Below are 24,323 nucleotides of genomic sequence, written 5' to 3' on the forward strand. Positions count from 1 at the left end.
AAATTCACTCTTTCCGCAACTTTTTTAATCGTTCGACATGAAAATGAATATCTTGTCATAAATAGATCACATAACTGCGGTAAAAAACCTGCGCTGCAAACAAACAGGCGGCACAGTGAAACAGCAGTACAACTGATGATAAGCGTCTTTCAATCGAATAAAGCAGGGTAAATCATGAAACGTAATCTTCTGGCCGTTATTATTCCGGCACTTTTAATTGCGCAGACAGCACAGGCAGCAGAAATCTACAATAAAGACGGCAACAAACTTGATTTTTACGGCCGCGTAAAAGCACTGCACTATTTCTCTGACGATGCCGGCAATGATGGCGACAAAACCTATGTGCGTATCGGTTTTAAAGGCGCTACTCAAATTAACGATATGCTGACTGGTTATGGCCAGTGGGAATATCAGATTTCAGCTAACCATTCTGAATCCGACAGCGCGAAAGATACCAAGACTCGTCTGGGCTTCGCCGGTCTGAAATATAAAAATATCGGTTCCTTCGACTACGGCCGCAACTACGGCATTATTTATGACGTCGGCGCCTGGACGGATATGCTGCCAGAGTTCGGTGATGATGCTTACGTCAAGACCGACAACTTTATGAACGGCCGTACCAACGGTGTAGCAACCTACCGTAACAACGACTTCTTCGGTCTGGTTGATGGCCTGAAGTTCGCTGTGCAGTACCAGGGCAAAAACGAAAATGACGGCCGTGCCGGCAGCAAGGCGAACGGCGACGGTTGGGGCTTGTCTTCCAGCTATGAAATCATCGACGGCCTGAGCGTCGGCGCTGCCTACGCTTCTTCCAACCGTACTGCCGGCCAAAAAGCAGGCACCTTCGGTAAGGGCGATAAAGCGGATATCTGGGCTGGCGGCCTGAAATACGACAACAACGCCGTTTATCTGGCGGCGACCTACTCGCAAAGCCGTAATATCGCGCCTATTTCCGGCACCGCGACCATCAACAATACCTCTACCTCCGTTAGCGGCTTCGCCAATAAAGCGGAAGGTCTGGAATTGGTTGCTCAATATCAATTCGACTTCGGTCTGCGTCCATCGCTGGGTTATGTTCAGCAGAAAGGCAAAGATATTGAAGGTATCGGCGATGCCGACCTGGTTAAATATATCGATGTCGGCGCTTACTACTATTTCAATAAGAACATGTCGACCTATGTCGATTATAAAATCAACCAACTCGACAGCGATAACAAGCTGGGTCTGAAAGACGACAACGTTATTGCTGTCGCCCTGACCTACCAGTTCTGATGTGATGAATAACCACCACTGCAAACTTTAGCTTCGGCTACTTGATCCCAGAGTTACTTCGCCGGGCGGCTACGCCCGGTTTTTTTATTTTCCTCTCCCCTTGCCCCTCATCACCGCACCAGGAAACTTGCCTTACAAAACAAACGGGTCTACATCTATATGTTGCGCAAATCAACCTGGATGACCTATGCCAAACACTTCCCCATTCGAATACCACTCCGCCCTGCGCTACAGCAGTGACGAGTTGGCACAGATCCTTTGTCATTGTTTTGAAAACTATATCGTGCGTTTCGTCATTGACGGTGACACCTTCGCCCGCCGCTTCGGTGCCGAGGATCTCAGCCTGAATGACAGCATTATCGTCACCCATCAACAGCAACCGGTAGCACTGGCGCTGATAAGCCGCCGTGGCTCACACAGCCGGGTATCGGCGTTGTCTATCCGGCCGGAAATGCGCGGTAAAGGGTTGGGAAAAGCGCTGATGCAACGGATTGTTGCTGACGCGCGTGAACGCGGTGACCGCCAACTGTCGCTGGAAGTGATTGAAGGCAACGACCCGGCTATTGCGTTGTACCATCAGGCCGGGCTACGCATCGTGGGAACCCTGACCGGTCATCAGGCCGGCGAGCAGGCCACAGCCAATATTGTGCCGCTGCAAGAGATTGATCCGCTGTTTGTTTCCCACCGCCTGACGGCTGAAGGTGCCACCAGCCTGCCCTGGCTGATCGCCCCGGAGTCACTGTTCAAACTGCCCGGCAAACCCTACGCCTTTACCCTTGGCCAGCACCAGGCCTATGCGGTGGTGCAGGTCGGTGCAGATAAGTGTTTTTTACGCATGATTTACGTGCCGCCGCAGTACCGCAGCCAGGGCCATGCCCGGGCGATGTTGAGCGCGCTGCAGGCAAAGTTTTCACCGTTACCGCTGGTGGCCAACGTCTACGTTCCCGAAGTGGCCGCCCCCTTCTTCGACCGGCTCGGCTGGCAGCAGGATCCATTACGCCAGTTTGAGATGACGATGGACTTAGAAACACCACAATAACAACCAGAGAGCGATCCCTTTATGACAGGAAAAAACAGGCAGACCATGACCCTTGGCGCGGCGTTTGGTATTGCGCTACTGACTCTGACCGGCTGTGCCCAGCCGCCAAAAACCGATCTGCAAGCCCAGCAACGTCTGGCGGATCAGTCAGTGCTGGCACTGAACTGGTTCCAGCAGTCCGGGGAATATCAGGCACTGTCACACCAGGCGTTCAACAGCGCCAAACTGGCCTTTGATCAGGCCAAGGCCACGCCGGGCAAGAAGAAAGCGGTAGTGGTTGATCTGGACGAAACCCTGCTCGACAACAGCCCGTACTCCGGCTGGCAGGCGCAGCACGGCCAGCCTTTTGCCGACACCACCTGGGCCAAATGGACACAGGCAGAGCAAGCCGGTGCAGTGCCGGGTGCCGTACAGTTTGCCCGTTACGTCAACAGTCATCAGGGCACCATGTTCTACGTTTCCAACCGCAAGCAGTCTGAATTCGCCGCCACGGTAGCCAATATGCAGAAACTGGGCTTTACCGGCATGTCGGAAAAAACCGTGCTGCTCAGTGGTGATACCTCCAACAAGCAGCCACGCTTCGACGCCATCAAGAACGCGGGTTACGACATTGTGGTCTACGCCGGTGACAACCTGAACGACTTTGGTGCTGCCACCTACCACAAAGATAACGCACAGCGCCGGGCGTTTGTCGCCGACAACCAAAGCAAATTCGGCACCGAATACATCGTGCTGCCGAACCCGCTGTACGGCGACTGGGAAAGTGGCATGGCGAAGGACTATAACAAGCTGACGCCAGAGCAAAAACTGCAGATACGCCAGCAAACCATCAAGGCCTGGAACGGGCAGTAGTTGGATTAGATAGATGCTGCAGTCAGTGCCCTCACTGAGTCTATTACCCTATGGATTTCGAGTTGCAGCTAGGCGGCAAACTCGTTCATCCCCAGGAGCTTACTCAAGTAAGTGACTGGGGTGGACGAGTGCAGCCAACAACGTTGCAGCTTGAAAGACGACGGGGAAAATTACAGCAACTTATACATATAACTGGTGGCATCCAGCGCGCTGCCGTTGCTGGCGAGGGCGTATTGCGGAATGCTGCCGGCCAGTTGAAAACCCATTTGGCGATACATGCCTTCCGCCGTATCGCCAGTCAGGGTGTCCAACACCAGTAAATGCCGCTGAAGCTCAGCCGCCTTTTGTTGCACCTGCAACATCAGGCTGCGAGCGATGCCCCGACGGCGAGCATCCGGGTGCACCATCAGCTTTACCACCTCGGCCCGGTGGCGGCCGTTGTCCGGCATCGCCAGCAACAACTGTACCGTGCCAACCACCCGCCCTGCATCGTATGCCACCAACAGCAACCGTTCCCCACGCTCAAACGCCGGTAACAGGCCACGCCAGAACGCCTGCGCCTGCTCCAGACTGAACGGCATAACAAAACCAATGCTCGCACCCTGGGCGACGCTGGCTTGCAGCATTTCGGCCAGTTCAGGGATCGCGTTTTGTGCCGCTTCGGCATTCAGTTGCTGTATCTCAATCATGATTAAGGCCTGCTGATAACGAGGGTGTAGTGGGCCGGCTCAGGGCCGGAGGCATGAAATTTTGAAGCGCCAAACAGCCGATAACGCAGGCAGTCACCCGGTTCAAGTTGGAAGGTTCGCGCCTCCAGCGTCAGTTCGAGCCGACCTGCCAGCAGCCACAGATGGTGCTCAAGCGCGTGCACCGAAGGTGCGTCATAGGCAATCTCCGCCCCGGCCTCGAGGGTGCATTCAATAAACTCGGCCTTATACAGGGCGGCAGGCGGTGAGACCGAACGACGATGAAAACCGCTGGCGCGATCAACCCACACCGTTTGCTGTTCACGATGCAGCAGTTCTGGCGGCTCGTCCTCGACCTCACTCAGCAGCCGCGACATGGTCAGCCCATAAGCCGAGCACAGCTTGTTTAACAGTGAAGCCGTCGGGCTGGTTTCTGTGCGTTCAACCCGCGACAACGTCGCCCGGCTGATGCCGGTTTGCTGTGCCAACTCTTCCAGCGACCAACCCTGCTGCTGACGTAAATCAGACAGCCGCTGCGCCAGCCGGAGATCGGCGCTATCCCATTCGTTATCCATGTTTTAGTCTCTGATGCAAAAAAATCCCATATAAGAGAAATAATCTCAAATACGGGATTCGTCAATCAGATTTTTAACCGGCGGTAAAATTCGATGAAAAGTCTTTTGTTCCTACGACGACAGCGCCGACGGTTCTGGTACCCGCTGGTCGCCTTCGACAACCGGCGGTGCGATCGCCGCACAGCGCCAGGCACTGAATACTGCCAGCAGCGGTGCCAGTGCGAACAGCAGGAACAACCAGCGCGCCGCGGAGGCCGCCCCCGCCGATCCACCCGGTATGTTCAGCCCCGCCAGATTAGCAATCATCCCTGCCAGAGCAGCACCAAAGGCGGTCGCAAACAGTTGTACCGTGGTGATCGACGCCCCGGCAATATCCTTATCCGCCTCAGGCGAGACTTGCAGAATACGCGTCAACAGGTGCGGCCAACCGAAGCCAATACCGAACCCCACCAGCGTCAGGGCAATCACAATTGGCGTCAGCCCCGCCCAGTGCCCGCCAGAAGGTATTGGCATCAGCACGCCCAGCGCTAACAGCCCCACCAACACAAACAGTGGTCCGCTGATGATTGCCCGACGGATGCCCGCGCTGCGCCAGCCGGAGCTGAGGATCTCCGATAACGTCCACCCCGCCGCCATGGTGGCCGCGATATAGCCGGAAATCAGCGGTGATTGGCCGTGCAACGTTTGCAGGAAATAAGGCACGAAGATTTCGCTGGTCATACCCACCACCAGCAAAGAGACGGTGATATACAACGAGGCCAGAGGTGAACCACGGCGTAAAGCTCCTTTTGGCAACAGGCGGGCACGCGAGTGCGCTTCACGCTGTATCAGCCAGGCCATCATCAGCACCGCCAACGCAATCCCCCCTAAATTAATCCAAGCGCTGTCCGCCAGGCTGCCGGCGGAAACCACCAGAACCGCCGTTGCCAGCAACAACAGCTGAGCCACCGGCAGCGGTGCCGCCTGTTGCTGCGGTTTGCCTTTCGGCAGGATCAGGAAGGTAAACCCGGCGTACAGCACCATCACCGGCAGCAGGATGCCAAAGGCCCAGCGCCAGGCGTTCAGTTCGGCAAAGATGCCGCCCACCGCCGGCCCCACCAGGGTCGCGATGCCCCACATCGCCGAAATCAGCGCCATCGCCCGCGGCCATAGCTTTTGCTCAAAGACCAGATTGATCATGGCGTATGAAAGCGCGAAAATCAGCCCGCCGCCGAAGCCCTGCACGGTTCGGCCGATTAACATCACTGGCATCGACGGTGCCAGCGCGCACAACATCGCCCCGGCGATAAAGAACAGCGACGCCACCACGTAGGCACTGCGAGCCCCATAACCACTGAGCAAACGTGCCGATAATGCCGATCCCAGAATCGACGCCACCACAAACAGCGTGGTATTCCAGGCATACAGATCCAGGCCACCGATATCCTGCACCACCGAGGGCAAAATGGTGGTAGCGACCAGAATATTGATTGCATGCAGCGCTACGCCGAGTGAGAGCGCGATCGCACTGGCGCCATTTTTGCCGGAAAAAAGATCGGCCCAGCGGCTATCATCGTTGGTTATCACGGTTATCGTCCTGTTTTCAGAGGAATGGCATTGAGTTAATAGTGATACTGCGTTAAATTTAACAAGAATTATCTTGGAATAAGAGTAGGGTGAGGCGGAGAAATATGTCAAGAATAAACTTGGAAAATAGCGGTGGTCCCGCACAATCGGTCAGTGACCGTTTGCTGACACTCTTAAAAACCCGCGGCCCACAGCAAGCGTCTGATGCAGGCAAAGTCCTTGGCACCACCGGCGAGGCCGCGCGCCAGCAGTTCGTCAAGCTGGCAAAAGATGGGTTGGTTGAAGCCGTAGCAGAGACCCGTGGCGTCGGTCGCCCGGTACAGCTGTGGCACCTGACCGCAGCAGGCAATGCCCGTTTTCCGGATACCCATTCCGAACTGACGGTACAGCTGCTGCGCACCGTGCGCGACAAGCTGGGTGAACAGGCGATCGAATTGTTGATCGACACCCGCGAGCAGGAAACGCGCATTAACTACAAACAGGCGATGGTCGGCGCCACCGATTTACAGGAGCGCGTCGAGCGCCTGACGGCGATCCGCTGTCGCGAAGGCTACATGGCAGAATCGCGCGTACAGGAAGACGGCTCTTTTCTGCTGGTAGAGAACCATTGTCCTATTTGCGCCGCCGCCACCGTTTGTCAGGGGTTCTGCCGGGCGGAGCTGAGCATTTTCACCGAAGTGTTACAGGCGCAGGTTGAACGCTCCGAACATATTCTGGCAGGCGCACGCCGCTGCGCCTACCGTATTTCATTGCTGTAACCGACACCCGGCGCAAGGCATCCTGCAGGCTGGCGTCACCCGGTGGATCCTCGCCGGCTCGCCAGCCTGGGGTGGCCTTAAAAAAGTATTGAAAAGCGTTGCTTATCCTCTGCCCGATCGGGTTTACTGAGTCTTCTAATAATAACCTTCCCTGCAGAATTAAAATCCATGCTGAGCCAAAGTAGCCGTAACGTCCTGCCGTTAATCGGGGCGCTGTTCACGTTATATATTGTCTGGGGTTCGACCTACTTCGTTATTCGTCTGGGCGTCGAGAGCTGGCCACCGCTGATGATGGCCGGTATCCGCTTCCTGGTCGCCGGGATTGTGCTGTTCAGCTTTTTGGCACTGCGCGGCCATGCATTGCCCACGGCAAAGCAGTGGCTGGCTGCCGGTACCATCGGTATTCTGCTGCTGGCGGTGGGTAACGGCCTGGTGACGGTGGCAGAGCATCAGAACGTGCCTTCCGGCATTGCCGCCGTAATGGTGGCGACGGTACCGTTGTTCACCCTGTGCTTCAGCCTGCTGTGGGGCATGCGCAATACCAAGCTGGAATGGGCGGGTATCGGGCTGGGTCTGGTGGGGATCGTGCTGCTGAATACCGGCAATAATCTGGTCGGCAACCCAACCGGCGCACTGCTGATCCTGCTGGCTTCTGCCAGTTGGGCCTTTGGTTCAGTGCTGGGGTCGCGTATTTCGCTGCCAGCCGGACCGATGGCTGGGGCAGCGGAAATGCTGGTCGCCGGTGTGGTGCTGCTGGTCGTCAGCCAGCTCAGTGGCGAGCGTCTGACGCAGATACCCACCGCCAAAGGCTTCTTCGCGCTCGGTTATCTGATTGTCTTCGGTTCGATGCTGGCGATCAGCGCCTACATGTTTTTGCTGAAAAACGTGCGCCCGGCGGTGGCAACCAGCTATGCCTACGTCAATCCGGTGGTGGCCGTGTTGCTCGGTATCAGCTTTGCCGGCGAGTCATTGGCACCGCGCGAATGGGCAGCGCTGGTGATTATCGTCGCGGCTGTGGTGCTGGTCACGCTGGGTAAGTTCCTGTTTGCGCGCCCTACCAAAGTTCAGCCGAGCGGCAGCATTAAAGAGTGACCAAAATGGCGGTCTGTGGGCCGCCATTCAAAACGATTCTTGTTTCGTCCGTTGAAGAGACTATAATTCCCGCTGTTCCGGGCAACCTGCGAAATCATCCCAATGCTGAAAAAATCGTTCATTATCGTTATCTTTCTGTGTGCCTTTGGTTCACTCGGCGGCGTATTCCTGGCCGGGCTGAATATGTACACCCGTTCCACCACGCCAAGCGAAGAAACCACCACCTCCAGCGAAGCCGCTGCCAGCGCTACACCGGCGGAAGGCCTTCAGAGCAAGTGATGCGCCATCCAGTCCTGACAGCGCTGCTGTAAAAAGCGCTGCAACAGCCTGACGCGCTCCGATACCTGCGAACGGTGCGGACAAACCAGGCTGATGGGCACCGCGTCGCTTTGCCACTCCGGCAACAATGCCTGCAACCGCCCCGCCTGGATATCCGCCACCACATCAATGGCTGATTTACGGACAATCCCGTGCCCGGCCAACGCCCAGCGTCGTGCCACTTCGCCGTCATCGGTAAAATAACGGCCGGTCAGCGCTACCTCCGTCAATTCATCGCCTCGCCAAAAACGCCATTCGGCCTGCCTGTGCCCACTGGGTTGATAAATCAGAATGCTGTGCTGAGCCAGATCGGCCGGTGTTTGCGGCACGCCATGCTGTTGCAGATAAGTCGGACTGGCGCAGATCAAACGTCGGTGCTGCGACAGGATCGGCAACGCCACCAACGAAGAGTCCGCCAGTTGCCCGAAGCGCAGCGCAATGTCCACCGGTTCGCGAAACAAGTCGGCATGACGGTCGTTAATCAATAATTGCAGTTGGATATGCGGGTGTTGCCGTTTGAATTCATCGAGCCAACCCAGCAACAGGTTGCGGCCAAAATCCGAGGGGGCGGAGATCTGCAATACGCCGGACAGCCCCTGATGTTTCTCACGTATCGCCTGCTCACCCTCCGCCAGCGCCCCCAATGCCAGCCGGGCACTGTCGAGATAGCGCTGCCCTTCTTCCGTCAGGCGAAGGCTACGAGTGGAACGCACCAGCAACCGAACCCCCAACCGCTGTTCCAGCCTTTTGATCGCAATACTGGCCGCCGCCGGCGTGATATCCAACGCGCGCGCCGCCGCTGAAAAACTGCCGCCTTCCACCGTACGGACAAACACTTCAAGGTCGATAAAGGATGTCATGGGTCTTCCTGCGTCACGCCTATTATTAAAAATATTTAACAAGTGTTTGCCATTTAGGCCAATTGTTCGCGGATTTTCAATAAGGAATGATAGATAACACCGAAACTCACAGTAATTGAGGCGTTATCATGACTACTCCTTCTTCTTCCCTGAACCGGCAAAAGCTGGTGATCCTTGGCGGTAACAGCGGCATTGGTGCGGCAGTGGCTTATGCCGCGATAGAACGCGGGGCCAATGTGGTGTTGGCTTCACGCCGCGTTGGCAGCATGCAGCAATACCAGCCTGCCGACGGCGGCGGTAATCTGCGGGTGATGCAGGCAGACGTGACCGATGAAAACTCACTGCGCGCGCTGTTTGCCGAAATCGGCGAATTCGATCATCTGGTGTTCACCGCCGGCCCGGCAGTACAGGCCAGGCTGTTGGCAGAGACCGATTTTGACGAGGCGCAGGCCAACTTCGACGTCAAACTGTGGGGCGCACTGCGTGCCATTAAGGCTGCATTGCCCACCTTGTCGCCACGGGGCTCCATCACCCTGACCTCCGGCCAGCTGTCGCGTAAATACCTCAGCGGCCAGTTGATTAAAACCGGTATCAATGCGGCCCTGGAGGCGGTTGGCAAGCAGTTGGCGAAAGAGTTGGCACCGCGACGGGTCAACGTGGTGAGCCCCGGCGTCACGGCCACCGAAGCCTACGACGCCCTGAACGCCGAGCAGCGTCAGGCGATGTTTGCCAAAACCGGCGCAGGGTTGCCGGTTGGGCGTGTCGGTCTGGCGGCGGAGGTGGCAGCGGGCTATCTGCTGGCGATGGAAAACGGCTTTGTCACCGGCAGCGTGATCGATATTGACGGCGGCGGGCTGCTGTAAAATTACAGCGCCGTCACGCCAAACGCGGCGGCCTGTTGTTCCAGCCCGACGATTTTTTGGTATGCCGAACGTGGCACCAGACTGAAATCACCGATCAGCAGGCTGTCACTTACCGCTTCACCCAGCATCGCCCTGGCTCCGGCGCGCAAGATCTCCAGCTGTTCCGGCGGGGTTTGTGCCGAAGTGATCAGTGGCAGCCCCGGAACGGTGGCGGTTCGCCCAATAATTTTTAGCCCCGCCAATGCCTGCGGCTGCGCCCGCTTCAACAGTTCAAGGCTGACGCAATCAACGGCGGCAATATCCGTCTGCCGGTTTTGGATCAGTTTTATCGACTGATAATGAGCCCCAGAGGCAATGGCGGAACTGAAGAACTTTCCGTCATGAGCCAGGGGGGCTATCAACGCCCGCAGGCTGTTGTGGCCTGACTGCGAGTCGGTGCTGTTATAGGCCGCAACCCGGCCGCGAAAATCCTCCAGCCGTTCGCCGGGTTCGTCATCGCGTACCACCAGCCAACTGCTGTACTCCGGCCCTTCACAACCCTCAACACGGTAGTGATAGGTGCCAATCAACTGAACCTGCGGCAGGCTGACGGCCAGCGGATAGCCGCAGGTTTGACTGAGCAATAAGTCATCCCGCTGCCAATGCTGCGCCAGATCCTGCGGCCAACTGAGCTGCTCGGGCGCTTGCGGCAAACCCAGTTGCAGCAATTTGCCACGCAGCACCTGCCAGAAGGCTGCGGCCGGTTGATGAGTCACGCCGTACATCGGCAAAGATACCTGCATTTTGTTCCCTTACCCTACAGAAGAGGAAGCCACCAGCGTCTGCTGACGCCAGGCAGTGAGACGGTGCACCCAGCGCTCAAACAGCATATCGGTGATGATCGCCAACAGGGCCACCACCACCGCACCCTGGATCACATAGGCGGTATTAAAGCCGCTCAGGCCAATGATGATTGGCGATCCCAGCGTTTTGGTGCCGACGGTAGAGGCAATCGCCGCCGTACCGATATTAATGATCACCGAGGTACGGATTCCGGCGACGATCACCGGGGCAGCCAGCGGCAATTCAACACGCCACAGGATCTGCCGGGGGCTCATCCCTACCCCCTGCGCAACTTCGCGAGTCGCCACAGGTACCGACTCAATGCCCGCTAAGGTGCCCTGCAGGATCGGCAGTAAACCGTACAGCACCAGCGCGATGATCGCCGGCTGCTCGCTAAAGCCCATCACCGGCACCGCCACTGCCAGTACCGCCACCGGCGGAAAAGTCTGGCCGACCGCCACCAGGGTTTCCACCAGCGAGCGAAACTCTTTACCGGCCCGGCGCGTCACGCTAACCCCGGCGGCCACGCCAATCACCACGGCAATCAGGCTGGAGACGGCCACCAGCAGCAGATGTGCCCAGACCAATGAGATAAAACTGTCCTGCTGATACACCGGCCGGTCCAGATCGGGGAACCAGGCGGCAAACAGGCCGTGTAAATGATTCATGCCAAACACCAGTGCCAGCAACAGGGCAAAGGTCCAGGGCAACGGATCGCGCAGCCAGCGCAGGCCCTGGGCCCCACTCATGACAGTGCCTTTTGGACAATCAGATCGCTGAAATGCAGCACGCCAAGCGCTTCCCCCTGCTCGCCTATCACCGGCAAACATTCGCTACCGCGTGCCACAAACACCGACAGCGCTTCGCGCAGGCTCATGGCAGCAGCAATAGGTTCCCCTGCCGCATGGCCAGGACGCACCCGTTGCGCTACCGTTTCCAGCGACAGCAGCTTGATACCGCGATCGCTGCGGCCAAAGAAATCACGCACAAAATCGTTGGCCGGTGCGGTCAAGAGCTCCAGCGGCGTGCCTTGCTGCACGATGCGGCCCTGATCGAGCAACACGATACGGTCTGCCAGCGCCAGAGCCTCATCGATATCGTGCGTCACCAGCACAATGGTGCGTCCGGAGAGATGATGGATGCGCGCAATCTCCGTTTGCAGCGCCGCGCGGGTTACTGGATCCAGTGCGCCAAAAGGCTCGTCCATCAGCAGCACTTCAGGGTCAGCGGCCAGCGCACGCGCCACTCCAACCCGCTGCTGCTGCCCGCCAGAAAGCTGATGCGGATAGCGGCGACGGAACAAATCCGGCTCCAGATGCAACAGCTCCAGCAATTCGGTTACCCGATCGCGAATGCGCGCACGCGGCCACTTCAGCAGTTGCGGCACGGTGGCGATGTTTTCTTCCACTGTCCAGTGCGGGAACAGGCCGATCGACTGAATGGCGTAGCCCATGCGACGCCGCAGATCCTGCGGTTTGAATTTCTGGATCTCTTCGTCGGCAAAGTAAATCTTGCCATGATCGTGCTCGATCAGTCGGTTGATCATTTTTAACGTCGTGGACTTCCCGGAACCCGAGGTGCCGATCAGTACGGCAAATTCGCCCTTGGCAATCCGCAGCGTCAGATCGTCCACCGCCGGCTTACCCTGAAAAATCTTGCTGACCTGATTAAACTGAATCATCGGCGTGATACATCCAAAATTGAAACCATAAATTTAAACAGCGAATCGACGATTACCGCCATCACGATCACCGGGATCACCCCCAGCAGCACCAGATCCAGCGCGCTGCTGAGCAGACCCTGGAAGACGATGGCGCCAAAACCTCCGGCACCAATCAGCGCCGCCACCACCGCCATGCCAACGGTTTGTACCGCCAAGATACGCACGCCGGTCAGAAACAACGGCAGTGCTAACGGCAGCTGGACGCGGAAGAAGATCTGCCCGCGCGTCAGCCCCATGCCGCTGGCAGATTCGATCACGCTGGCCGGCACGCTCTGCAACCCGGCCACCACGCTGCGCACCAGTGGCAACAGCGCATACAGCACCAGCGCCACAATCGCCGGTGCCATGCCAATACCGCTGATGCCATGTTCCGCCAGCCAGGGCAGCGCCGCCGCCAGACCGGCCAATGGCGCGATCAGCAAGCCGAACAGCGCAATCGACGGCACGGTCTGGATAATGTTCAGGGTAGAAAAGATCGGCGTTTGCCAGCGCGTAGAGCGAAAGCACAGCACCCCGAGCGGAATGCCAATCAGCAGCGCCGGCACCAGCGTTGCCAGCAGGATGGTCAGGTGCTGCAACAGCGCGGCGTCGAAGACGTCCTGCCGGTTGTAATACTCTTTCAGCAGCGAAAGCTGATCCAACTGGTGGCTAAATAGCAGCGCCAACGCGGGCAGTATCACCAGAAGGTTGCCGAGCATGCGCCACAAATGTGAGGCGGTAATGCGGGCCATGGCGTCGGCGGCCATCAGCAGGCTCAGCGCCAATATCAACCAGCAACCACTGCCCCAGGAAGTGCGCGCCAGCTTAGAACCTTCCAGCGCCAACTGTTGAGCCGCGTGCCCACTCAACCAGAAGGTCAAAGCCAGTAGCGCCGAAGCCGCCAGTGCAGTAAACACCGCATTGCGCCTGCCGGGTGCCAGCAGGCTGAGCCCCGCCAAAATCACCATGGGTACCAGCAACCACAGCGCCGGGCCGTGCAGCAGGGAAATCAGGGAAATGCTCTTGCCAGACAGCAGGCGATTGGGGGCATAGCTGAGAAACGGCAGGCCAAAAGCGGCCAGCAGCAACAGAATGAGTAGCGTCAGTAGTACGCGGTTTTTTACGGCAATAATCAAAGAAACTCTCCAGCTCCATGTTGGCCCCCAAGCGGGGGCCGATGGTGTTACCCCTTAACCAACCCTTTCTCTTTCAGATAGGTAGCCGCCACCTGTTTGGCGTCCTGGCCTTCTACCGCAATCTGCGCATTGAGTTTTTGCAGCGTTGGGCCGTCAAGTGTTGCAAATACCGGCTTCAACAGTTCGGCGATGTTGGCATGTTGTTTCAGCGTTGCCTCGCGGATAATCGGTGCCGGGGCGTAAATCGGTTGCACCCCTTTTGGATCTTCCAGCGTTATCAGCCCCAGCGCCGCTACCGGGCCGTCGGTACCGTAGGCCATCGCCCCGTTAACGCCGGAAGTTTGCTCCGCCGCCGCCTTGATGGTCACCGCCGTATCACCGCCGGCTAACGACAGCAACTGGTCCTGATTCAGCTTAAAGCCGTAAGCGTTCTGGAACGCAGGCAGGGCATCCGGACGTTCGATAAATTCCGCCGAGGCCGCCAGCTTGAACTTGCCGCCGCCGTTGATCCACTTGCCCAGATCGGCCAGCGTTTTCAGGTGATTGGCGTCTGCCACATCCTGACGAATTGCAATGGTCCAGGTGTTGTTGGCCGGAGCCGCATCCAGCCAGACAATTTTGTTCTTGTCATAATCCAGCTTCTTCACCTTCTCAAAACCGGCCTGGGCGTTTTTCCACGCCGGGTCTTTTTCATCAGAGAAGAAAAATGCGCCATTGCCGGTGTATTCCGGGTAGACGTCAATTTCGCCGGAGGTGATCGCCCCGCGCAGTACCTTGGTGGTCCCGAGCTGTAATTTATTGGTGGTTTTGATGCCGTTGGACTCCAGCACCTGCACGATAATGTTGCCAAGCAACGAGCCTTCGGTATCGATTTTAGAACCAACGCGCACCGTGTCGGCCGCCTGTGCCACGCCGACGCTCGCGGCAAGCAAACTCAGCGCCAAAGCCAGAGCGCGACCACGTGATGGAGTGATTGCCATACTTTTTCCTCTTGTTGTGTATTTTCCGGCTATTTGGCCAGATCGATTGGAAAATCCTGAGAAGCGCGCTTCCATCGCACAATAAATGTCTCCGCCGGCCAGACTTCATTTTCGCCCTGTATGTCCCTTGGCGACTCGCCGGCATTAAACGGATGAACCTCAACGGCGACCGGGGTAAATGCGTATTCACTCACCCACTGGCCATAGCCTTGCACCACAAATCCCTGGCTGCGCTGTTGATATTCATCACGCTCGGCCAGATACACCTGCCGTAAACCGTACCACGGTAAGCCGGGGAGATCATGGTGAACTAAATGATAGTTCAGATTAAGAAACAGCAGCCGCCACGGCCAGGCCGCTTCATTAATAATAGAACGTGCCTGCGGAGCTTCAACGGCACGGTGCTCAAAAAACGATCTTATCTTGGTCAATGCCAACGCCGGATAACCGATCGCCAGCAGGTAAAATGCCGTGCCAATGCCGTGCAGTTGCAACCATTTCAAGACTCCCACCAGCAACAGTAAATGCACCAGCCACATTGCCAGGGTGCGCAAGTCACCGGCGGCGATCGCTTTCAGCGCATTCACCCCGGTAGCGATAATATCCAGCGCCGGGCCCAACAACATTCGCCCGCTCAACGTATTACGCACCTTTGCCAACAACGGGTACAGCCGTGGAAAACGCTGCCATTGCGCCTGACTGAAGTAATAACTTTCTGGATCTTCATGCGGATCGGTCAGATGTTCATTGCGGTGGTGCTGAAGATGCGAATCGCGATACAGGCCGTAGGGATACCACACCGCCAACGGCAGCAGGCCGAATAACTGATTGAGCCGTGGCCAGCGAGTCGGATGGCCGTGGATCAGCTCGTGCTGCAGCGACATATACCAGGTGGTCAGCAGGATCAACAACGGAGTGCCGAGCCACGGCCCCAGTACCTGCCAGTACTGCACCACGCCAAACCAGCCGCCATAAACCACCGCCATAATGCCCCAGGTCGGCAGTTCCAGCCGCCAGAACCAACGCTGGTTAAGCTGCCGGATCCATTGACGTTGGGCAGGATGCAAATAGTGGCTGTGGCTTTTGGCTGAGGACATGCGCAGGCTCGCTGTAAGAGATTTTGCTCAGTATCAACGAGCGGCAGGGACGCTCAAAATAACGAAAGCGGCAAAGCAAAGTTAAAAATCAGCTAGTTATGCCATTGCTGTTGATGAGAGCCCGATCACGGATAACTCAGCCAGTTCAACCGGATACTACCCTGAGCATTATTGTTAGCATCATGGCTTGATAACAGCGGTTATCTAATTAGTTAATAAGAATTTATGACATCAGGAGGTTACATGCGTCAAAGGATCATCGTCTGCCCGATTATTGAAAATAATGGCGAATATTTATTGTGCAAAATGGCCGATGACCGCGGCGTTTTCCCCGGCCAGTGGGCCCTGTCCGGCGGAGGTATGGAACCCGGTGAGACGATTGAGGAAGCCCTCCGTCGTGAGATCAGGGAAGAACTGGGAGAAGCATTACAGATTACCCAGATCACCCCCTGGACTTTCAGGGATGATGTTCGTACCAAGACTTATCCTGATGGGACAACAGAACAGATCTACATGCTGTATCTGATCTTCGATTGTATCAGTGCCAATCGTCAGATCACCTTCAATGAAGAGTTTCAGGAAATCGCCTGGCTCAGGCCCGAGCGGATACCTAAACTCGATCTCAATGAGGCCACTCGCATCACCTTTGCACAGAAAGGTATTTTGTAACTCGCGCATGGCTTACTGCATCCGATACGGTAAGCCATCAACGTCAGGGGACAAAGTCCAGCACCACGCTATGGAATAACGCGAACTCGGTCTCATTGGCCATTTTCGGCAGTTTGGCGCGTTGTACTGCCTGGCTTGCCGCCGCACAAAGTTCGGCATCGCCCTCCAGCACTTTAAAATCTTTCAGCGAGCCGTCGGGTAACAGATGGATGCTGATCGCACAGCTTTTGGATTTATATTTACCGGGCAACTGCATTTCCTGCGTGATGGCCTGGCGCATTCTTTCCGGGTAATTGCTGCGCTGCGGTTTCGTCGGCTGGGCTGAAGCCACCCGATTCTCCAACCTGCCGTCTGCAGTAGGGTTCCCGCTGCCGGCGCTACAGCCGGCCAGTAACATCGCCAATAACCACATCCCTGTTTTCATCTCTCTGCATCCTTGTATTATCACCCGAAGGTGCCAAATCAGTGCTCCGGGTAAACGTCCCCGGCATCGGCTAACTGCTGTAATCGCTCACGCCACCATTTTGCCGCCAGACCGGTGGCGTTTTCTCGCCAGCCAAAATAAGCGACGTCACTACAACGTTCTGATTCAACGCTTTTCGCTACCAACTGGCCGCTTTTCAGGTAAGGTTCGGCCAAATATCGCGGCAGATAGCCACAGCCCAAACCGCTGAGTTGCGCCTGTAACTTGGCGTCGAAACCAAATACCGTCAAGGTGTCTTGTTCCTCGAGAATATTCAGATTCTGCGGCGCATTCACCCGCGAGGTATCACGTACCACTACCGCCCGGTGCCGGCGAATTTCGTCTTTTGGCAAGGGTTCCGCCAGCGTGGCCAGCGGGTGCTGTGGAGCCACGGCAAACACGTAGTCCAGCCGACCCAACTGACTAAAAGCATAGCCTACCCGCGACGGAGGTTCACAGATTGCACCGACAATAATATCCGCACAGCCATAGACCAGTGACTCCCAGGATCCGGCCAGCACCTCATGGCCAAAACGCAGGCGGGTATGGTGATGCTGTTGATAGAACTCTTCAATCAGCGGCAGCAACCGCTCAAACGGAAATGAGGCATCGATGCCGAGCGTGATTTCGCTTTCCCAACCGTTTTCCACATAGCGCGCCTGCTGTTCCAGATCCTGTGCCGCACGTAATATCGACCGACCTTTTTCCAACATCAGCTTGCCGGTATCGGTGAATTTCGCCCGATGGCCGGAGCGATCAAGCAGCGTAATGTCGAGATCGTTCTCCAGTTTCTGCACCATATAGCTCAACGCCGACGGCGTTTTGAACAGCACCGCCGCCGCGGCAGCAAAGGAACCATGCCGGTCGAGCGCATCCAAAATCAGTAACGCTTCCAGGTTTAATCTCACCGCTCCCCCTCCGTGTATAAAAAAACTCAACAAGACGGCAAAAATTCTGCGCTATCTTTGAAATCTGCCCCTGCCTACCATGCGTTTTATCGAGATGACATTCATCATCTGTTAAACCGAAGTATCACTGGGAAGGTAAATCATGTCTAAATTTCAATTACTTGATAAAGATAATTCCGCACTGATTTTCATTGATCACCAACCGCAAATGGCTTTTGGCGTGGCTAATATTGATCGCCAGCAACTGAAAAACAACGTGGTCGGTTTGGCCAAGGCTGGCAAGATTTTTAATGTTCCTACCCTTTTTACCTCGGTGGAAACTGAGAGTTTCAGCGGCTACATCTGGCCGGAGCTGCTGGCGGTCCACCCTGAAATCACCCCGATTGAACGTACCTCGATGAACTCCTGGGAAGACGCCGCCTTCGTGAAAGCGGTAGAAGCCACCGGCCGTAAAAAACTGGTGATTTCCGCCCTGTGGACCGAAGTCTGTCTGACCTTCCCGGCGCTGATGGCGCTCGAGGCCGGCTATGAAGTTTACGTGGTCACCGATACCTCCGGCGGCACCTCGGTCGATGCCCATGAGCGTTCTATCGATCGCATGGTGCAGGCCGGTGCCATCCCAGTGACCTGGCAGCAGGTGTTGTTGGAATACCAACGTGACTGGGCGCGCAAAGAAACTTACGACGCAGTCATGGCGCTGGTGCGCGAACACAGCGGCGCTTACGGCATGGGCGTTGACTACGCTTACACCATGGTGCATCACGCTCCAGCACGCGTGGCAAAATAACCTTCACCCCGGCCATGCGCCGGGGTTTTTCTGGAGTGGATCGCTATGGCTCACCCGCAGCATGTCACGTTAGTCATCACACACCGTTTGGCTCCGGGACAGGAGCCGGCCTACGAGGCCTGGCTTAAACGCATTATGCCCGAGGCCGCCAACTTTCCCGGTCACCTCGGCGTGAACGTGATCCGCCCCACCGGTAACGAACAGGCCTACACCGTTTTGGTGCGTTTTGACAACCTCGACAATCTCTATCTGTGGATTAACTCGCCGCTGCGCAAAAGCTATATCGCGGAAGTTTCGCCGCTGCTGTTGGAGAGCGACCGCATTGAAATTCGGCCCGGTGCAGAATTCTGGTTTACGCCGCCGAGTGCCACTACCCGTCAGCCCGCCAAGTGGAAACAGTTTTTAATCACCCTGTTGGTGATCTTCCCTTCCACCAATCTGGTGCCCTGGTTTTGGGGCAAGCTGTTGCCGCAATTGAACGGCACGCTGACCGGCCATTTTCTTAATGACGCCACCGTGGTTGCCCTGGTGGTGTTCCTCTGGATGCCAATCGTGACCCGCGTATTTCATCAATGGCTCACCCGCCGTTAGGCGGCCTGCCGGGAGAACGTTATGAGTAACCATGCTTCCCTGATTATCACCAACGGTAAATTTCACACAGTCGATCGCCAGGCACCTACCGCCCAGGCAGTCGCCATCCGTGACGGCAAATTCCTCGCCGTCGGCAGTGAAAACGAGGTCATGCAGCACGCAGGGCCAGAAACGCAAGTGATCGACCTGCACGGCCACACCGCGGTACCCGGCCTCAATGACTCACACCTGCACCTGATCCGCGGCGGCCTGAACTACAACCTGGAGCTGCGCTGGGAGGGGGTGCCCTCGCTGGCCGACGCGTTGCGTATGTTGAAAGAACAAGCGTTGCGCACTCCCAGCCCACAGTGGGTGCGGGTGGTGGGTGGCTGGACCGAGTTTCAGTTTGCCGAACGCCGCATGCCAACGCTGGATGAAATCAATCAGGCGGCGCCTGACACCCCGGTGTTTATCCTGCATCTGTATGACCGCGCCCTGCTCAACCGTGCGGCGCTGAAAGTAGTGGGCTACACCAAAGACACGCCCAACCCACCCGGCGGCGAAATTCAGCGTGACAGCAACGGCAACCCAACCGGCATGCTGATTGCCAAACCCAACGCGATGATCCTGTACGCCACCCTGGCCAAAGGGCCAAAACTGCCGCTGGAACAGCAGGTCAATTCGACCCGCCAGTTTATGCGCGAGTTGAATCGCCTTGGTCTGACCAGCGCTATCGATGCCGGAGGCGGTTTCCAGAACTACCCCGATGACTATCAGGTGATCGCCGAACTGCACGAGAAGAAGCAGTTGACCCTGCGAATTGCCTACAACCTGTTCACCCAGCGGCCGAAACAGGAACTGGAGGACTTCAAGCTGTGGACCGACATGCTGAAACCGGGTCAGGGCACTGATTTTTACCGTCATAACGGCGCTGGTGAAATGCTGGTGTTCTCCGCCGCCGACTTCGAGGACTTCCTGCAGCCGCGCCCGGACCTGCCGGAAGGTACCGAAGACGAGCTGGAGCGCGTGGTGCGCCACCTGGTCGAACACCGCTGGCCATTCCGCCTGCATGCCACCTATGACGAATCCATCAGCCGTATGCTGAACGTGTTCGAAAAAGTGAACCGCGAAATTCCATTCAACGGTCTGCACTGGATTTTCGACCACGCCGAGACCATCTCCGATCGCAATATCGAACGGGTGAAAGCACTGGGTGGCGGTATTGCGGTACAGCACCGTATGGCATTCCAGGGGGAGTATTTCGCAGAGCGCTACGGTAAAGAAGCCACCAAACAGACACCACCGGTGGCAAAAATGCTGGCAGCCGAACTGCCGGTTGGGCTGGGTACCGACGCCACCCGCGTAGCCAGCTATAACCCGTGGACCGCACTCTACTGGCTGGTTTCCGGCCGAACCGTAGGCGGTATGGCCATGTACGACGATAACGCACGGCTGGATCGCGAAACGGCGCTGATGCTGTGGACTCAGGGCAGTGCCTGGTTCTCTACCGAACAGGGCAAAAAAGGCCAAATTAAAGTTGGGCAGTTGGCGGATCTGGCGGTGCTGTCGCAGGACTATTTCAGCGTGCCGGAAGAGCAGATCAAGGGGATTGAATCGGTGATGACGGTGGTGGATGGCAAAGTAGTTTATGCCGCCGGTAGCTTCTCACCGCTGGCGCCACCGGCAATCCCGGTGCTGCCAGACTGGTCACCGGTCACTCAGGTGCCGGGGCATTATCGCTCTGCGCCGCCTGCCGCCGCTACCCGTACCGGGGTATTAAGCCAGGCACACCAGTGCTGCGGGCCCTGCGGTGTGCATGCTCATCAGCATGATGTCGCTCGTCGCTCCAGCATTCCCATCTCAGACGAAAATGCCTTCTGGGGTGCGTTCGGCTGTTCGTGCTTTGCGTTTTAAGTTAGCAGACTGGCAACCTGATAACCCATTAAGTTACTAAGCTAGTAACTTATTAACCAACTAAACTCTGACGCTCTCAACTTGTGAGCGTCAGAGTCCCTCACTCAGTCGCGGTTGATGTCCAGCCAGCGGCGCTGCTCGGCAGAAGCGGCAATCGCATCCAGTACGCAGGACACTTTCCAGCCCTCTTCAAAGTCTGGCCACATAGGGTCACCGGCAGCAATACCGTTAACCAAATCGCGGATCTCCACCGTTTTCTGATCGTTAAAGCCAATGCCGTGCCCGGCACTGATACAAAAAGCCGCGTAATCCGGATGCTTTGGCCCCACCAGCAAGGTTTTAAACCCCTGGCGTTCCGCCGGCTCATCGTGACGATACAGCTTCAGTTCCGCCATTCGCTCCTGGGTGTAACTCAGCGTGCCTTTGGTGCCAGTGACCACATAGGTCAGCCCCATCTTGCGCCCGCAGGCAATACGTGAGGTTTCGATAGTGCCCATAGCCCCGCCGGCAAAGCGCACCAGCGCACTGGCCTGATCCTCGTTTTCCACCTGGTGCATCAGCGTAGGGTCTTTCGCATCCGGACGCTGTTTGATGATGGTCTGCATATCGCCAGACACCGCCACAATGTCCCCCACCAGATAATGCGCCATATTGACGATATGCGCCGCCAGGTCGCCTAATGCCCCCAACCCGGCCGTCGCTTTGCGGCAGTGCCAGTCGATCGGCGTGCGGGGGTCGGCGAGGTAATCTTCGTTGTGGGTGCCATAGAAATGCACCACTTCACCAATTTCGCCGTTGGCGATAATTTCACGCGCCAACTGGCTGGTCGGGTTCTTCATGTAGTTGAAACCCACCAGCGTTTTGACGCCTTTGGCCCGCGCAGCCTGCACCATTTCAGCGGCGTCAGCGGCATCCAGCGCCAGCGGTTTTTCAGAATAAACGTGCTTGCCGTGGCGGATCGCCTCCAGCGCCATCTCTTTATGCAGGAAGTTTGGCGCACAGATATCCACCACATCTATCGCCGGATCGGCTACCAGTTGGCGCCAGTCACCGGTCGAGCGCGAGAAACCAAATTCAGCCGCGCGCTGTTGCGCCAGCTCCGGCGTCACTTCCGCTAGCATTTCCAGTACCAGCTCCCCTTTCAGCGGAAATACCGTGGCAGCCTGCGCATAAGCAATGGCGTGGCAGCGCCCAATGTAGCCGGTGCCAATTAAACCAACGCGAACCTGTTTCATTCCCTTCTCCCGTTACCGATAGCCTTAGCATGTTGGCGCGCACAATGAAACACACCATCTGATAGGTGTTTATATGAAATATAAATTTCAATAACAAGCGAGGGAGAAAATAAAGATGATATTCGTGATGCCGTTCATAAAAGCTTGCAGGCTTGGATGAAACAATAAAACTCCGGGCCAGCATAAACCGACCCGATGATTTTAAATGAACTTTTTATTCCAAATCAGGGTGGTTCATCGAAACCTTGTCATAAGAGCTCAGGCTCGCTTCAGCCTCTAACGTCGCCAAAAAGGTTTGCGCCCTTCCCGTCGTGCGTCAGAGCGCGTCAGGCCAATATCCGCCAACTGCACATCATCCAATAACAACAGCGATTGACGCGTGTGGTAGCGTTGCAGGTACAAACGCCAGCGAGAAAAAGTCGCCCGACGCCGGGCCGGTAGGTACTCTGCAGATACAGTCATCATAAGGTTCTCCTTCAGTTTTGCACTGGAACCATGATGCTGTGCGGACAAAAAACAATACAGATTCAAGCCAGCAGTATTTTTTCCATACAAAAGCTGTCTCTGCCTGTCTGAATGGTCTAATTTAACCTCATCTGTACCGGTCTTTTCCTCATTCACTCTCATTTTAGGCATCTGTATGACACGCTACGCCACGCTGGCCGCCATCCTCAGCCAACGCATAGAACAGGGGCTTTACCCCGCAGGCGATCGTCTGCCTTCGGTGCGCATGCTAAGCCAGGAGCACGGCGTCAGCATCAGTACAGTGCAACAGGCCTACCGCCTGCTGGAGGAGAGCCAACTGGTGGAGGCGCGACCGAAGTCGGGCTATTTTGTGCGGGCACGGCGTACCCTGGCCGAACTGCCCGCCGTGACCCGTCCGGTGCAGCGACCGGTCGATATTTCGCAGTGGGAGCAGGTACTGGAGCTGATCCGCAACAAGCCGCGCGAAGACCTGATTCAGCTGGGCCGGGGCATGCCGGATATCAGCGAACCTACGCTGAAACCCTTGATGAAAGCACTGGGGCACACGGGCCGCCACGGCGACCTGCGTAGCCTGCATTACGACAGCATTCAGGGCGTGGTGGGGTTGCGTGAGCAAATTGCCCGCCTGCTGCTGGATTCAGGTTGCCAGATGGATGCCGACCAGTTGGTGATCACCACCGGTTGTCACGAGGCGCTGTCCGCCGGGCTGCGCGCCGTATGCCAACCGGGGGATATTGTGGCGGTTGACTCCCCCTGTTTTCACGGCACCATGCAGACCTTGAAAGGCTTGGGCATGCGGGCGCTGGAGATCCCCACCGATCCGCTGACCGGCATCAGCCTGGAAGCGTTGGAATTGGCGCTGGAGCAGTGGCCGGTCAAAACCATCCTGTTGACCCCCAACTGCAATAACCCGCTGGGTTACATCATGCCGGAGGCGCGCAAAAAGCGTTTGCTGACGCTGGCACAGCGCTTTGACGTGACGATCATTGAAGATGACGTGTACGGCGATATCGCCTATCAATACCCCCGCCCACGCACCATCAAATCCTTCGACGAAGACGGTCGGGTACTGCTGTGCAGCTCCTTTTCAAAAACGCTGGCACCCGGTCTGCGCATCGGCTGGATCGCCCCCGGGCGCTATCTGGAGCGCGTGCTGCACATGAAATATATCGGTACCGGCTCCACGGCTACCCAGCCACAGCTGGCGATTGCCGAATTTATTCGTCACGGCCACTACCTGCAGCACCTGCGGCGTATGCGTGCCCGCTACCAACAAAACCGCGACGTGATGACCGGTTGGATTATGAAATACTTCCCACCCGGTACCCGAGTCAGCCAACCGCGAGGCGGCTTTATGTTGTGGATTGAGTTGGACGAAGAGTTCGATACCCTGCGGCTAAACCGCCATCTGGAGCAGCAGGGCGTACAGATCGCGGTCGGCAGTATTTTTTCCGCCTCCGGCAAATACCGTAACTGTCTGCGCATCAATTATGCCTATGCACCTAAACTGATGCCCGAGATTGAACAAGCGGTACTGCGGGTCGGCGCAACCATCCAACAGTTAATGCTGACGTTCGAAAGCACATTGGCGCAATCGGATTAACAGTTGGCGGGATCGGATTATCCGCACAGCGTCTAACCTTCTAGAGTGAAACCTCACCCAATGAACAGGT

The 24,323-nt window shown here is 56.8% G+C and carries 26 protein-coding genes; 12 read left to right on the forward strand and 14 right to left on the reverse strand.

Annotated features, from left to right (window positions below; translation table 11 throughout):
- Nucleotides 1-174: 174 nt before the first annotated feature.
- The 3 genes from ompC (at nucleotide 175) to OC597_RS02850 (ending at nucleotide 3,163) form a co-directional block, all read left to right on the forward strand.
- Nucleotides 175-1,272, forward strand: coding sequence for a porin OmpC (gene ompC, locus OC597_RS02840; protein WP_261251974.1), 1,098 nt, complete (start codon nucleotides 175-177; stop codon nucleotides 1,270-1,272).
- A gap of 187 nt (nucleotides 1,273-1,459) precedes the next feature.
- Nucleotides 1,460-2,311 carry a GNAT family N-acetyltransferase gene (locus OC597_RS02845; protein WP_262207353.1) on the forward strand — a complete coding sequence of 284 codons (852 nt, stop codon included), beginning with the start codon at nucleotides 1,460-1,462 and terminating at the stop codon, nucleotides 2,309-2,311.
- A gap of 21 nt (nucleotides 2,312-2,332) precedes the next feature.
- Complete coding sequence (locus OC597_RS02850) at nucleotides 2,333-3,163, forward strand: 5'-nucleotidase, lipoprotein e(P4) family (protein WP_262207355.1); 831 nt, start codon at nucleotides 2,333-2,335, stop codon at nucleotides 3,161-3,163.
- A gap of 170 nt (nucleotides 3,164-3,333) precedes the next feature.
- On the opposite strand, the gene OC597_RS02855 is transcribed toward OC597_RS02850, so the two are convergent.
- From OC597_RS02855 to OC597_RS02865, 3 genes are all read right to left on the reverse strand, one after another.
- The gene (locus OC597_RS02855) at nucleotides 3,334-3,852 is read right to left on the reverse strand and encodes a GNAT family N-acetyltransferase (RefSeq protein ID WP_261251971.1); all 519 of its coding nucleotides are present in this window, start codon (nucleotides 3,850-3,852) and stop codon (nucleotides 3,334-3,336) included.
- A 2-nt stretch (nucleotides 3,853-3,854) separates the two neighbouring features.
- Entirely contained in the window at nucleotides 3,855-4,424 is a 570-nt protein-coding gene (locus OC597_RS02860; RefSeq protein WP_261424604.1) for a helix-turn-helix domain-containing protein, read from the reverse strand.
- 111 nt (nucleotides 4,425-4,535) lie between these two features.
- A complete protein-coding gene (locus tag OC597_RS02865; RefSeq protein WP_262207358.1) occupies nucleotides 4,536-5,990 on the reverse strand; it encodes an MFS transporter in 1,455 nt (484 codons plus the stop codon).
- A 104-nt stretch (nucleotides 5,991-6,094) separates the two neighbouring features.
- Between OC597_RS02865 and OC597_RS02870 the strand changes: the two genes are divergently transcribed.
- From OC597_RS02870 to OC597_RS02880, 3 genes are all read left to right on the forward strand, one after another.
- Nucleotides 6,095-6,748, forward strand: coding sequence for a helix-turn-helix transcriptional regulator (locus OC597_RS02870; RefSeq protein WP_112348186.1), 654 nt, complete (start codon nucleotides 6,095-6,097; stop codon nucleotides 6,746-6,748).
- 168 nt (nucleotides 6,749-6,916) lie between these two features.
- On the forward strand, nucleotides 6,917-7,840 hold the full coding sequence (gene yedA, locus OC597_RS02875) for a drug/metabolite exporter YedA (RefSeq protein WP_262207359.1): 924 nt from the start codon (nucleotides 6,917-6,919) through the stop codon (nucleotides 7,838-7,840).
- 102 nt (nucleotides 7,841-7,942) lie between these two features.
- Nucleotides 7,943-8,119 carry a YohO family small membrane protein gene (locus tag OC597_RS02880; protein ID WP_261251967.1) on the forward strand — a complete coding sequence of 59 codons (177 nt, stop codon included), beginning with the start codon at nucleotides 7,943-7,945 and terminating at the stop codon, nucleotides 8,117-8,119.
- Here the strand turns inward: OC597_RS02880 and OC597_RS02885 are convergent.
- Nucleotides 8,107-9,018 (reverse strand): LysR family transcriptional regulator, encoded by a 912-nt coding sequence (locus OC597_RS02885; protein WP_262207361.1) that lies wholly within the window; start codon nucleotides 9,016-9,018, stop codon nucleotides 8,107-8,109. The two genes, OC597_RS02880 and OC597_RS02885, sit on opposite strands and share 13 nt — an antisense overlap.
- Before the next feature lie 128 nt (nucleotides 9,019-9,146).
- Here OC597_RS02885 and OC597_RS02890 point away from each other — a divergent pair, with 128 nt between their 5' ends.
- Nucleotides 9,147-9,881, forward strand: coding sequence for an SDR family oxidoreductase (locus OC597_RS02890; protein ID WP_262207362.1), 735 nt, complete (start codon nucleotides 9,147-9,149; stop codon nucleotides 9,879-9,881).
- A gap of 2 nt (nucleotides 9,882-9,883) precedes the next feature.
- Here OC597_RS02890 and OC597_RS02895 read toward each other — a convergent pair whose 3' ends face one another.
- From OC597_RS02895 to OC597_RS02920, 6 genes are read right to left on the reverse strand one after another with little or no spacing between them, the layout of a single operon-like run.
- A complete protein-coding gene (locus OC597_RS02895; protein WP_262207363.1) occupies nucleotides 9,884-10,663 on the reverse strand; it encodes a phosphate/phosphite/phosphonate ABC transporter substrate-binding protein in 780 nt (259 codons plus the stop codon).
- Nucleotides 10,664-10,672: 9 nt separating this feature from the next.
- Nucleotides 10,673-11,452 carry an ABC transporter permease gene (locus tag OC597_RS02900; RefSeq protein WP_316044857.1) on the reverse strand — a complete coding sequence of 260 codons (780 nt, stop codon included), beginning with the start codon at nucleotides 11,450-11,452 and terminating at the stop codon, nucleotides 10,673-10,675.
- On the reverse strand, nucleotides 11,449-12,384 hold the full coding sequence (locus OC597_RS02905; protein WP_262207364.1) for an ABC transporter ATP-binding protein: 936 nt from the start codon (nucleotides 12,382-12,384) through the stop codon (nucleotides 11,449-11,451). Before OC597_RS02905 ends, OC597_RS02900 begins: the two co-directional genes overlap by 4 nt.
- Nucleotides 12,381-13,541, reverse strand: a complete 1,161-nt coding sequence (locus OC597_RS02910; protein ID WP_261283988.1) for an ABC transporter permease — start codon at nucleotides 13,539-13,541, stop codon at nucleotides 12,381-12,383. The genes OC597_RS02905 and OC597_RS02910 overlap by 4 nt, the downstream gene beginning before the upstream one ends.
- Nucleotides 13,542-13,588: 47 nt before the next feature.
- Nucleotides 13,589-14,521 carry a glycine betaine ABC transporter substrate-binding protein OsmF gene (osmF, locus tag OC597_RS02915; protein WP_261283987.1) on the reverse strand — a complete coding sequence of 311 codons (933 nt, stop codon included), beginning with the start codon at nucleotides 14,519-14,521 and terminating at the stop codon, nucleotides 13,589-13,591.
- A 29-nt stretch (nucleotides 14,522-14,550) separates the two neighbouring features.
- On the reverse strand, nucleotides 14,551-15,618 hold the full coding sequence (locus OC597_RS02920) for a fatty acid desaturase (protein WP_262207366.1): 1,068 nt from the start codon (nucleotides 15,616-15,618) through the stop codon (nucleotides 14,551-14,553).
- Nucleotides 15,619-15,861: 243 nt separating this feature from the next.
- Between OC597_RS02920 and nudI the strand changes: the two genes are divergently transcribed.
- A complete protein-coding gene (gene nudI, locus OC597_RS02925; protein ID WP_262207368.1) occupies nucleotides 15,862-16,287 on the forward strand; it encodes a nucleoside triphosphatase NudI in 426 nt (141 codons plus the stop codon).
- A 43-nt stretch (nucleotides 16,288-16,330) separates the two neighbouring features.
- Here the strand turns inward: nudI and OC597_RS02930 are convergent, their stop codons facing one another.
- Nucleotides 16,331-16,711 carry a cell envelope integrity TolA C-terminal domain-containing protein gene (locus tag OC597_RS02930; RefSeq protein WP_261283984.1) on the reverse strand — a complete coding sequence of 127 codons (381 nt, stop codon included), beginning with the start codon at nucleotides 16,709-16,711 and terminating at the stop codon, nucleotides 16,331-16,333.
- A 38-nt stretch (nucleotides 16,712-16,749) separates the two neighbouring features.
- On the reverse strand, nucleotides 16,750-17,658 hold the full coding sequence (locus OC597_RS02935) for a LysR family transcriptional regulator (protein ID WP_261251956.1): 909 nt from the start codon (nucleotides 17,656-17,658) through the stop codon (nucleotides 16,750-16,752).
- A gap of 142 nt (nucleotides 17,659-17,800) precedes the next feature.
- Between OC597_RS02935 and OC597_RS02940 the strand changes: the two genes are divergently transcribed.
- Genes OC597_RS02940 through OC597_RS02950 form a run of 3 tightly spaced genes read left to right on the forward strand, consistent with a single transcriptional unit; the run spans nucleotide 17,801 to nucleotide 20,929 of the window.
- Entirely contained in the window at nucleotides 17,801-18,445 is a 645-nt protein-coding gene (locus OC597_RS02940) for a hydrolase (protein WP_037422649.1), read from the forward strand.
- A gap of 45 nt (nucleotides 18,446-18,490) precedes the next feature.
- The gene (locus tag OC597_RS02945; RefSeq protein ID WP_085115821.1) at nucleotides 18,491-19,036 is read left to right on the forward strand and encodes an antibiotic biosynthesis monooxygenase; all 546 of its coding nucleotides are present in this window, start codon (nucleotides 18,491-18,493) and stop codon (nucleotides 19,034-19,036) included.
- Between the two features lie 21 nt (nucleotides 19,037-19,057).
- On the forward strand, nucleotides 19,058-20,929 hold the full coding sequence (locus tag OC597_RS02950) for an amidohydrolase (protein WP_261283982.1): 1,872 nt from the start codon (nucleotides 19,058-19,060) through the stop codon (nucleotides 20,927-20,929).
- 104 nt (nucleotides 20,930-21,033) lie between these two features.
- Here OC597_RS02950 and OC597_RS02955 read toward each other — a convergent pair whose 3' ends face one another.
- Complete coding sequence (locus OC597_RS02955) at nucleotides 21,034-22,164, reverse strand: Gfo/Idh/MocA family protein (RefSeq protein WP_261424615.1); 1,131 nt, start codon at nucleotides 22,162-22,164, stop codon at nucleotides 21,034-21,036.
- Nucleotides 22,165-22,440: 276 nt separating this feature from the next.
- On the reverse strand, nucleotides 22,441-22,629 hold the full coding sequence (locus OC597_RS02960; RefSeq protein WP_261251953.1) for a DUF1127 domain-containing protein: 189 nt from the start codon (nucleotides 22,627-22,629) through the stop codon (nucleotides 22,441-22,443).
- A 175-nt stretch (nucleotides 22,630-22,804) separates the two neighbouring features.
- Between OC597_RS02960 and OC597_RS02965 the strand changes: the two genes are divergently transcribed.
- Complete coding sequence (locus tag OC597_RS02965; protein WP_261251952.1) at nucleotides 22,805-24,253, forward strand: aminotransferase-like domain-containing protein; 1,449 nt, start codon at nucleotides 22,805-22,807, stop codon at nucleotides 24,251-24,253.
- Nucleotides 24,254-24,323: the final 70 nt, after the last annotated feature.

Source organism: Serratia proteamaculans, from assembly GCF_946227095.1.
GTDB lineage: Bacteria > Pseudomonadota > Gammaproteobacteria > Enterobacterales > Enterobacteriaceae > Serratia > Serratia proteamaculans_E.

Excerpts from the sequence above, each read along its gene's own strand:
- OC597_RS02900 (WP_316044857.1), bottom strand. The coding sequence starts at position 11,452 with ATGAGTGGGGCCCAGGGCCTGCGCTGGCTGCGCGATCCGTTGCCCTGG.
- OC597_RS02920 (WP_262207366.1), bottom strand. The coding sequence starts at position 15,618 with ATGTCCTCAGCCAAAAGCCACAGCCACTATTTGCATCCTGCCCAACGT.
- OC597_RS02930 (WP_261283984.1), bottom strand. The coding sequence starts at position 16,711 with ATGAAAACAGGGATGTGGTTATTGGCGATGTTACTGGCCGGCTGTAGC.
- OC597_RS02870 (WP_112348186.1), top strand. The coding sequence starts at position 6,095 with ATGTCAAGAATAAACTTGGAAAATAGCGGTGGTCCCGCACAATCGGTC.
- OC597_RS02850 (WP_262207355.1), top strand. The coding sequence starts at position 2,333 with ATGACAGGAAAAAACAGGCAGACCATGACCCTTGGCGCGGCGTTTGGT.
- osmF (WP_261283987.1), bottom strand. The coding sequence starts at position 14,521 with ATGGCAATCACTCCATCACGTGGTCGCGCTCTGGCTTTGGCGCTGAGT.
- OC597_RS02905 (WP_262207364.1), bottom strand. The coding sequence starts at position 12,384 with ATGATTCAGTTTAATCAGGTCAGCAAGATTTTTCAGGGTAAGCCGGCG.
- OC597_RS02950 (WP_261283982.1), top strand. The coding sequence starts at position 19,058 with ATGAGTAACCATGCTTCCCTGATTATCACCAACGGTAAATTTCACACA.
- OC597_RS02880 (WP_261251967.1), top strand. The coding sequence starts at position 7,943 with ATGCTGAAAAAATCGTTCATTATCGTTATCTTTCTGTGTGCCTTTGGT.
- OC597_RS02860 (WP_261424604.1), bottom strand. The coding sequence starts at position 4,424 with ATGGATAACGAATGGGATAGCGCCGATCTCCGGCTGGCGCAGCGGCTG.
- OC597_RS02965 (WP_261251952.1), top strand. The coding sequence starts at position 22,805 with ATGACACGCTACGCCACGCTGGCCGCCATCCTCAGCCAACGCATAGAA.
- OC597_RS02895 (WP_262207363.1), bottom strand. The coding sequence starts at position 10,663 with ATGCAGGTATCTTTGCCGATGTACGGCGTGACTCATCAACCGGCCGCA.
- ompC (WP_261251974.1), top strand. The coding sequence starts at position 175 with ATGAAACGTAATCTTCTGGCCGTTATTATTCCGGCACTTTTAATTGCG.
- OC597_RS02940 (WP_037422649.1), top strand. The coding sequence starts at position 17,801 with ATGTCTAAATTTCAATTACTTGATAAAGATAATTCCGCACTGATTTTC.
- OC597_RS02945 (WP_085115821.1), top strand. The coding sequence starts at position 18,491 with ATGGCTCACCCGCAGCATGTCACGTTAGTCATCACACACCGTTTGGCT.
- nudI (WP_262207368.1), top strand. The coding sequence starts at position 15,862 with ATGCGTCAAAGGATCATCGTCTGCCCGATTATTGAAAATAATGGCGAA.
- OC597_RS02955 (WP_261424615.1), bottom strand. The coding sequence starts at position 22,164 with ATGAAACAGGTTCGCGTTGGTTTAATTGGCACCGGCTACATTGGGCGC.
- yedA (WP_262207359.1), top strand. The coding sequence starts at position 6,917 with ATGCTGAGCCAAAGTAGCCGTAACGTCCTGCCGTTAATCGGGGCGCTG.
- OC597_RS02960 (WP_261251953.1), bottom strand. The coding sequence starts at position 22,629 with ATGATGACTGTATCTGCAGAGTACCTACCGGCCCGGCGTCGGGCGACT.
- OC597_RS02855 (WP_261251971.1), bottom strand. The coding sequence starts at position 3,852 with ATGATTGAGATACAGCAACTGAATGCCGAAGCGGCACAAAACGCGATC.
- OC597_RS02845 (WP_262207353.1), top strand. The coding sequence starts at position 1,460 with ATGCCAAACACTTCCCCATTCGAATACCACTCCGCCCTGCGCTACAGC.
- OC597_RS02885 (WP_262207361.1), bottom strand. The coding sequence starts at position 9,018 with ATGACATCCTTTATCGACCTTGAAGTGTTTGTCCGTACGGTGGAAGGC.
- OC597_RS02890 (WP_262207362.1), top strand. The coding sequence starts at position 9,147 with ATGACTACTCCTTCTTCTTCCCTGAACCGGCAAAAGCTGGTGATCCTT.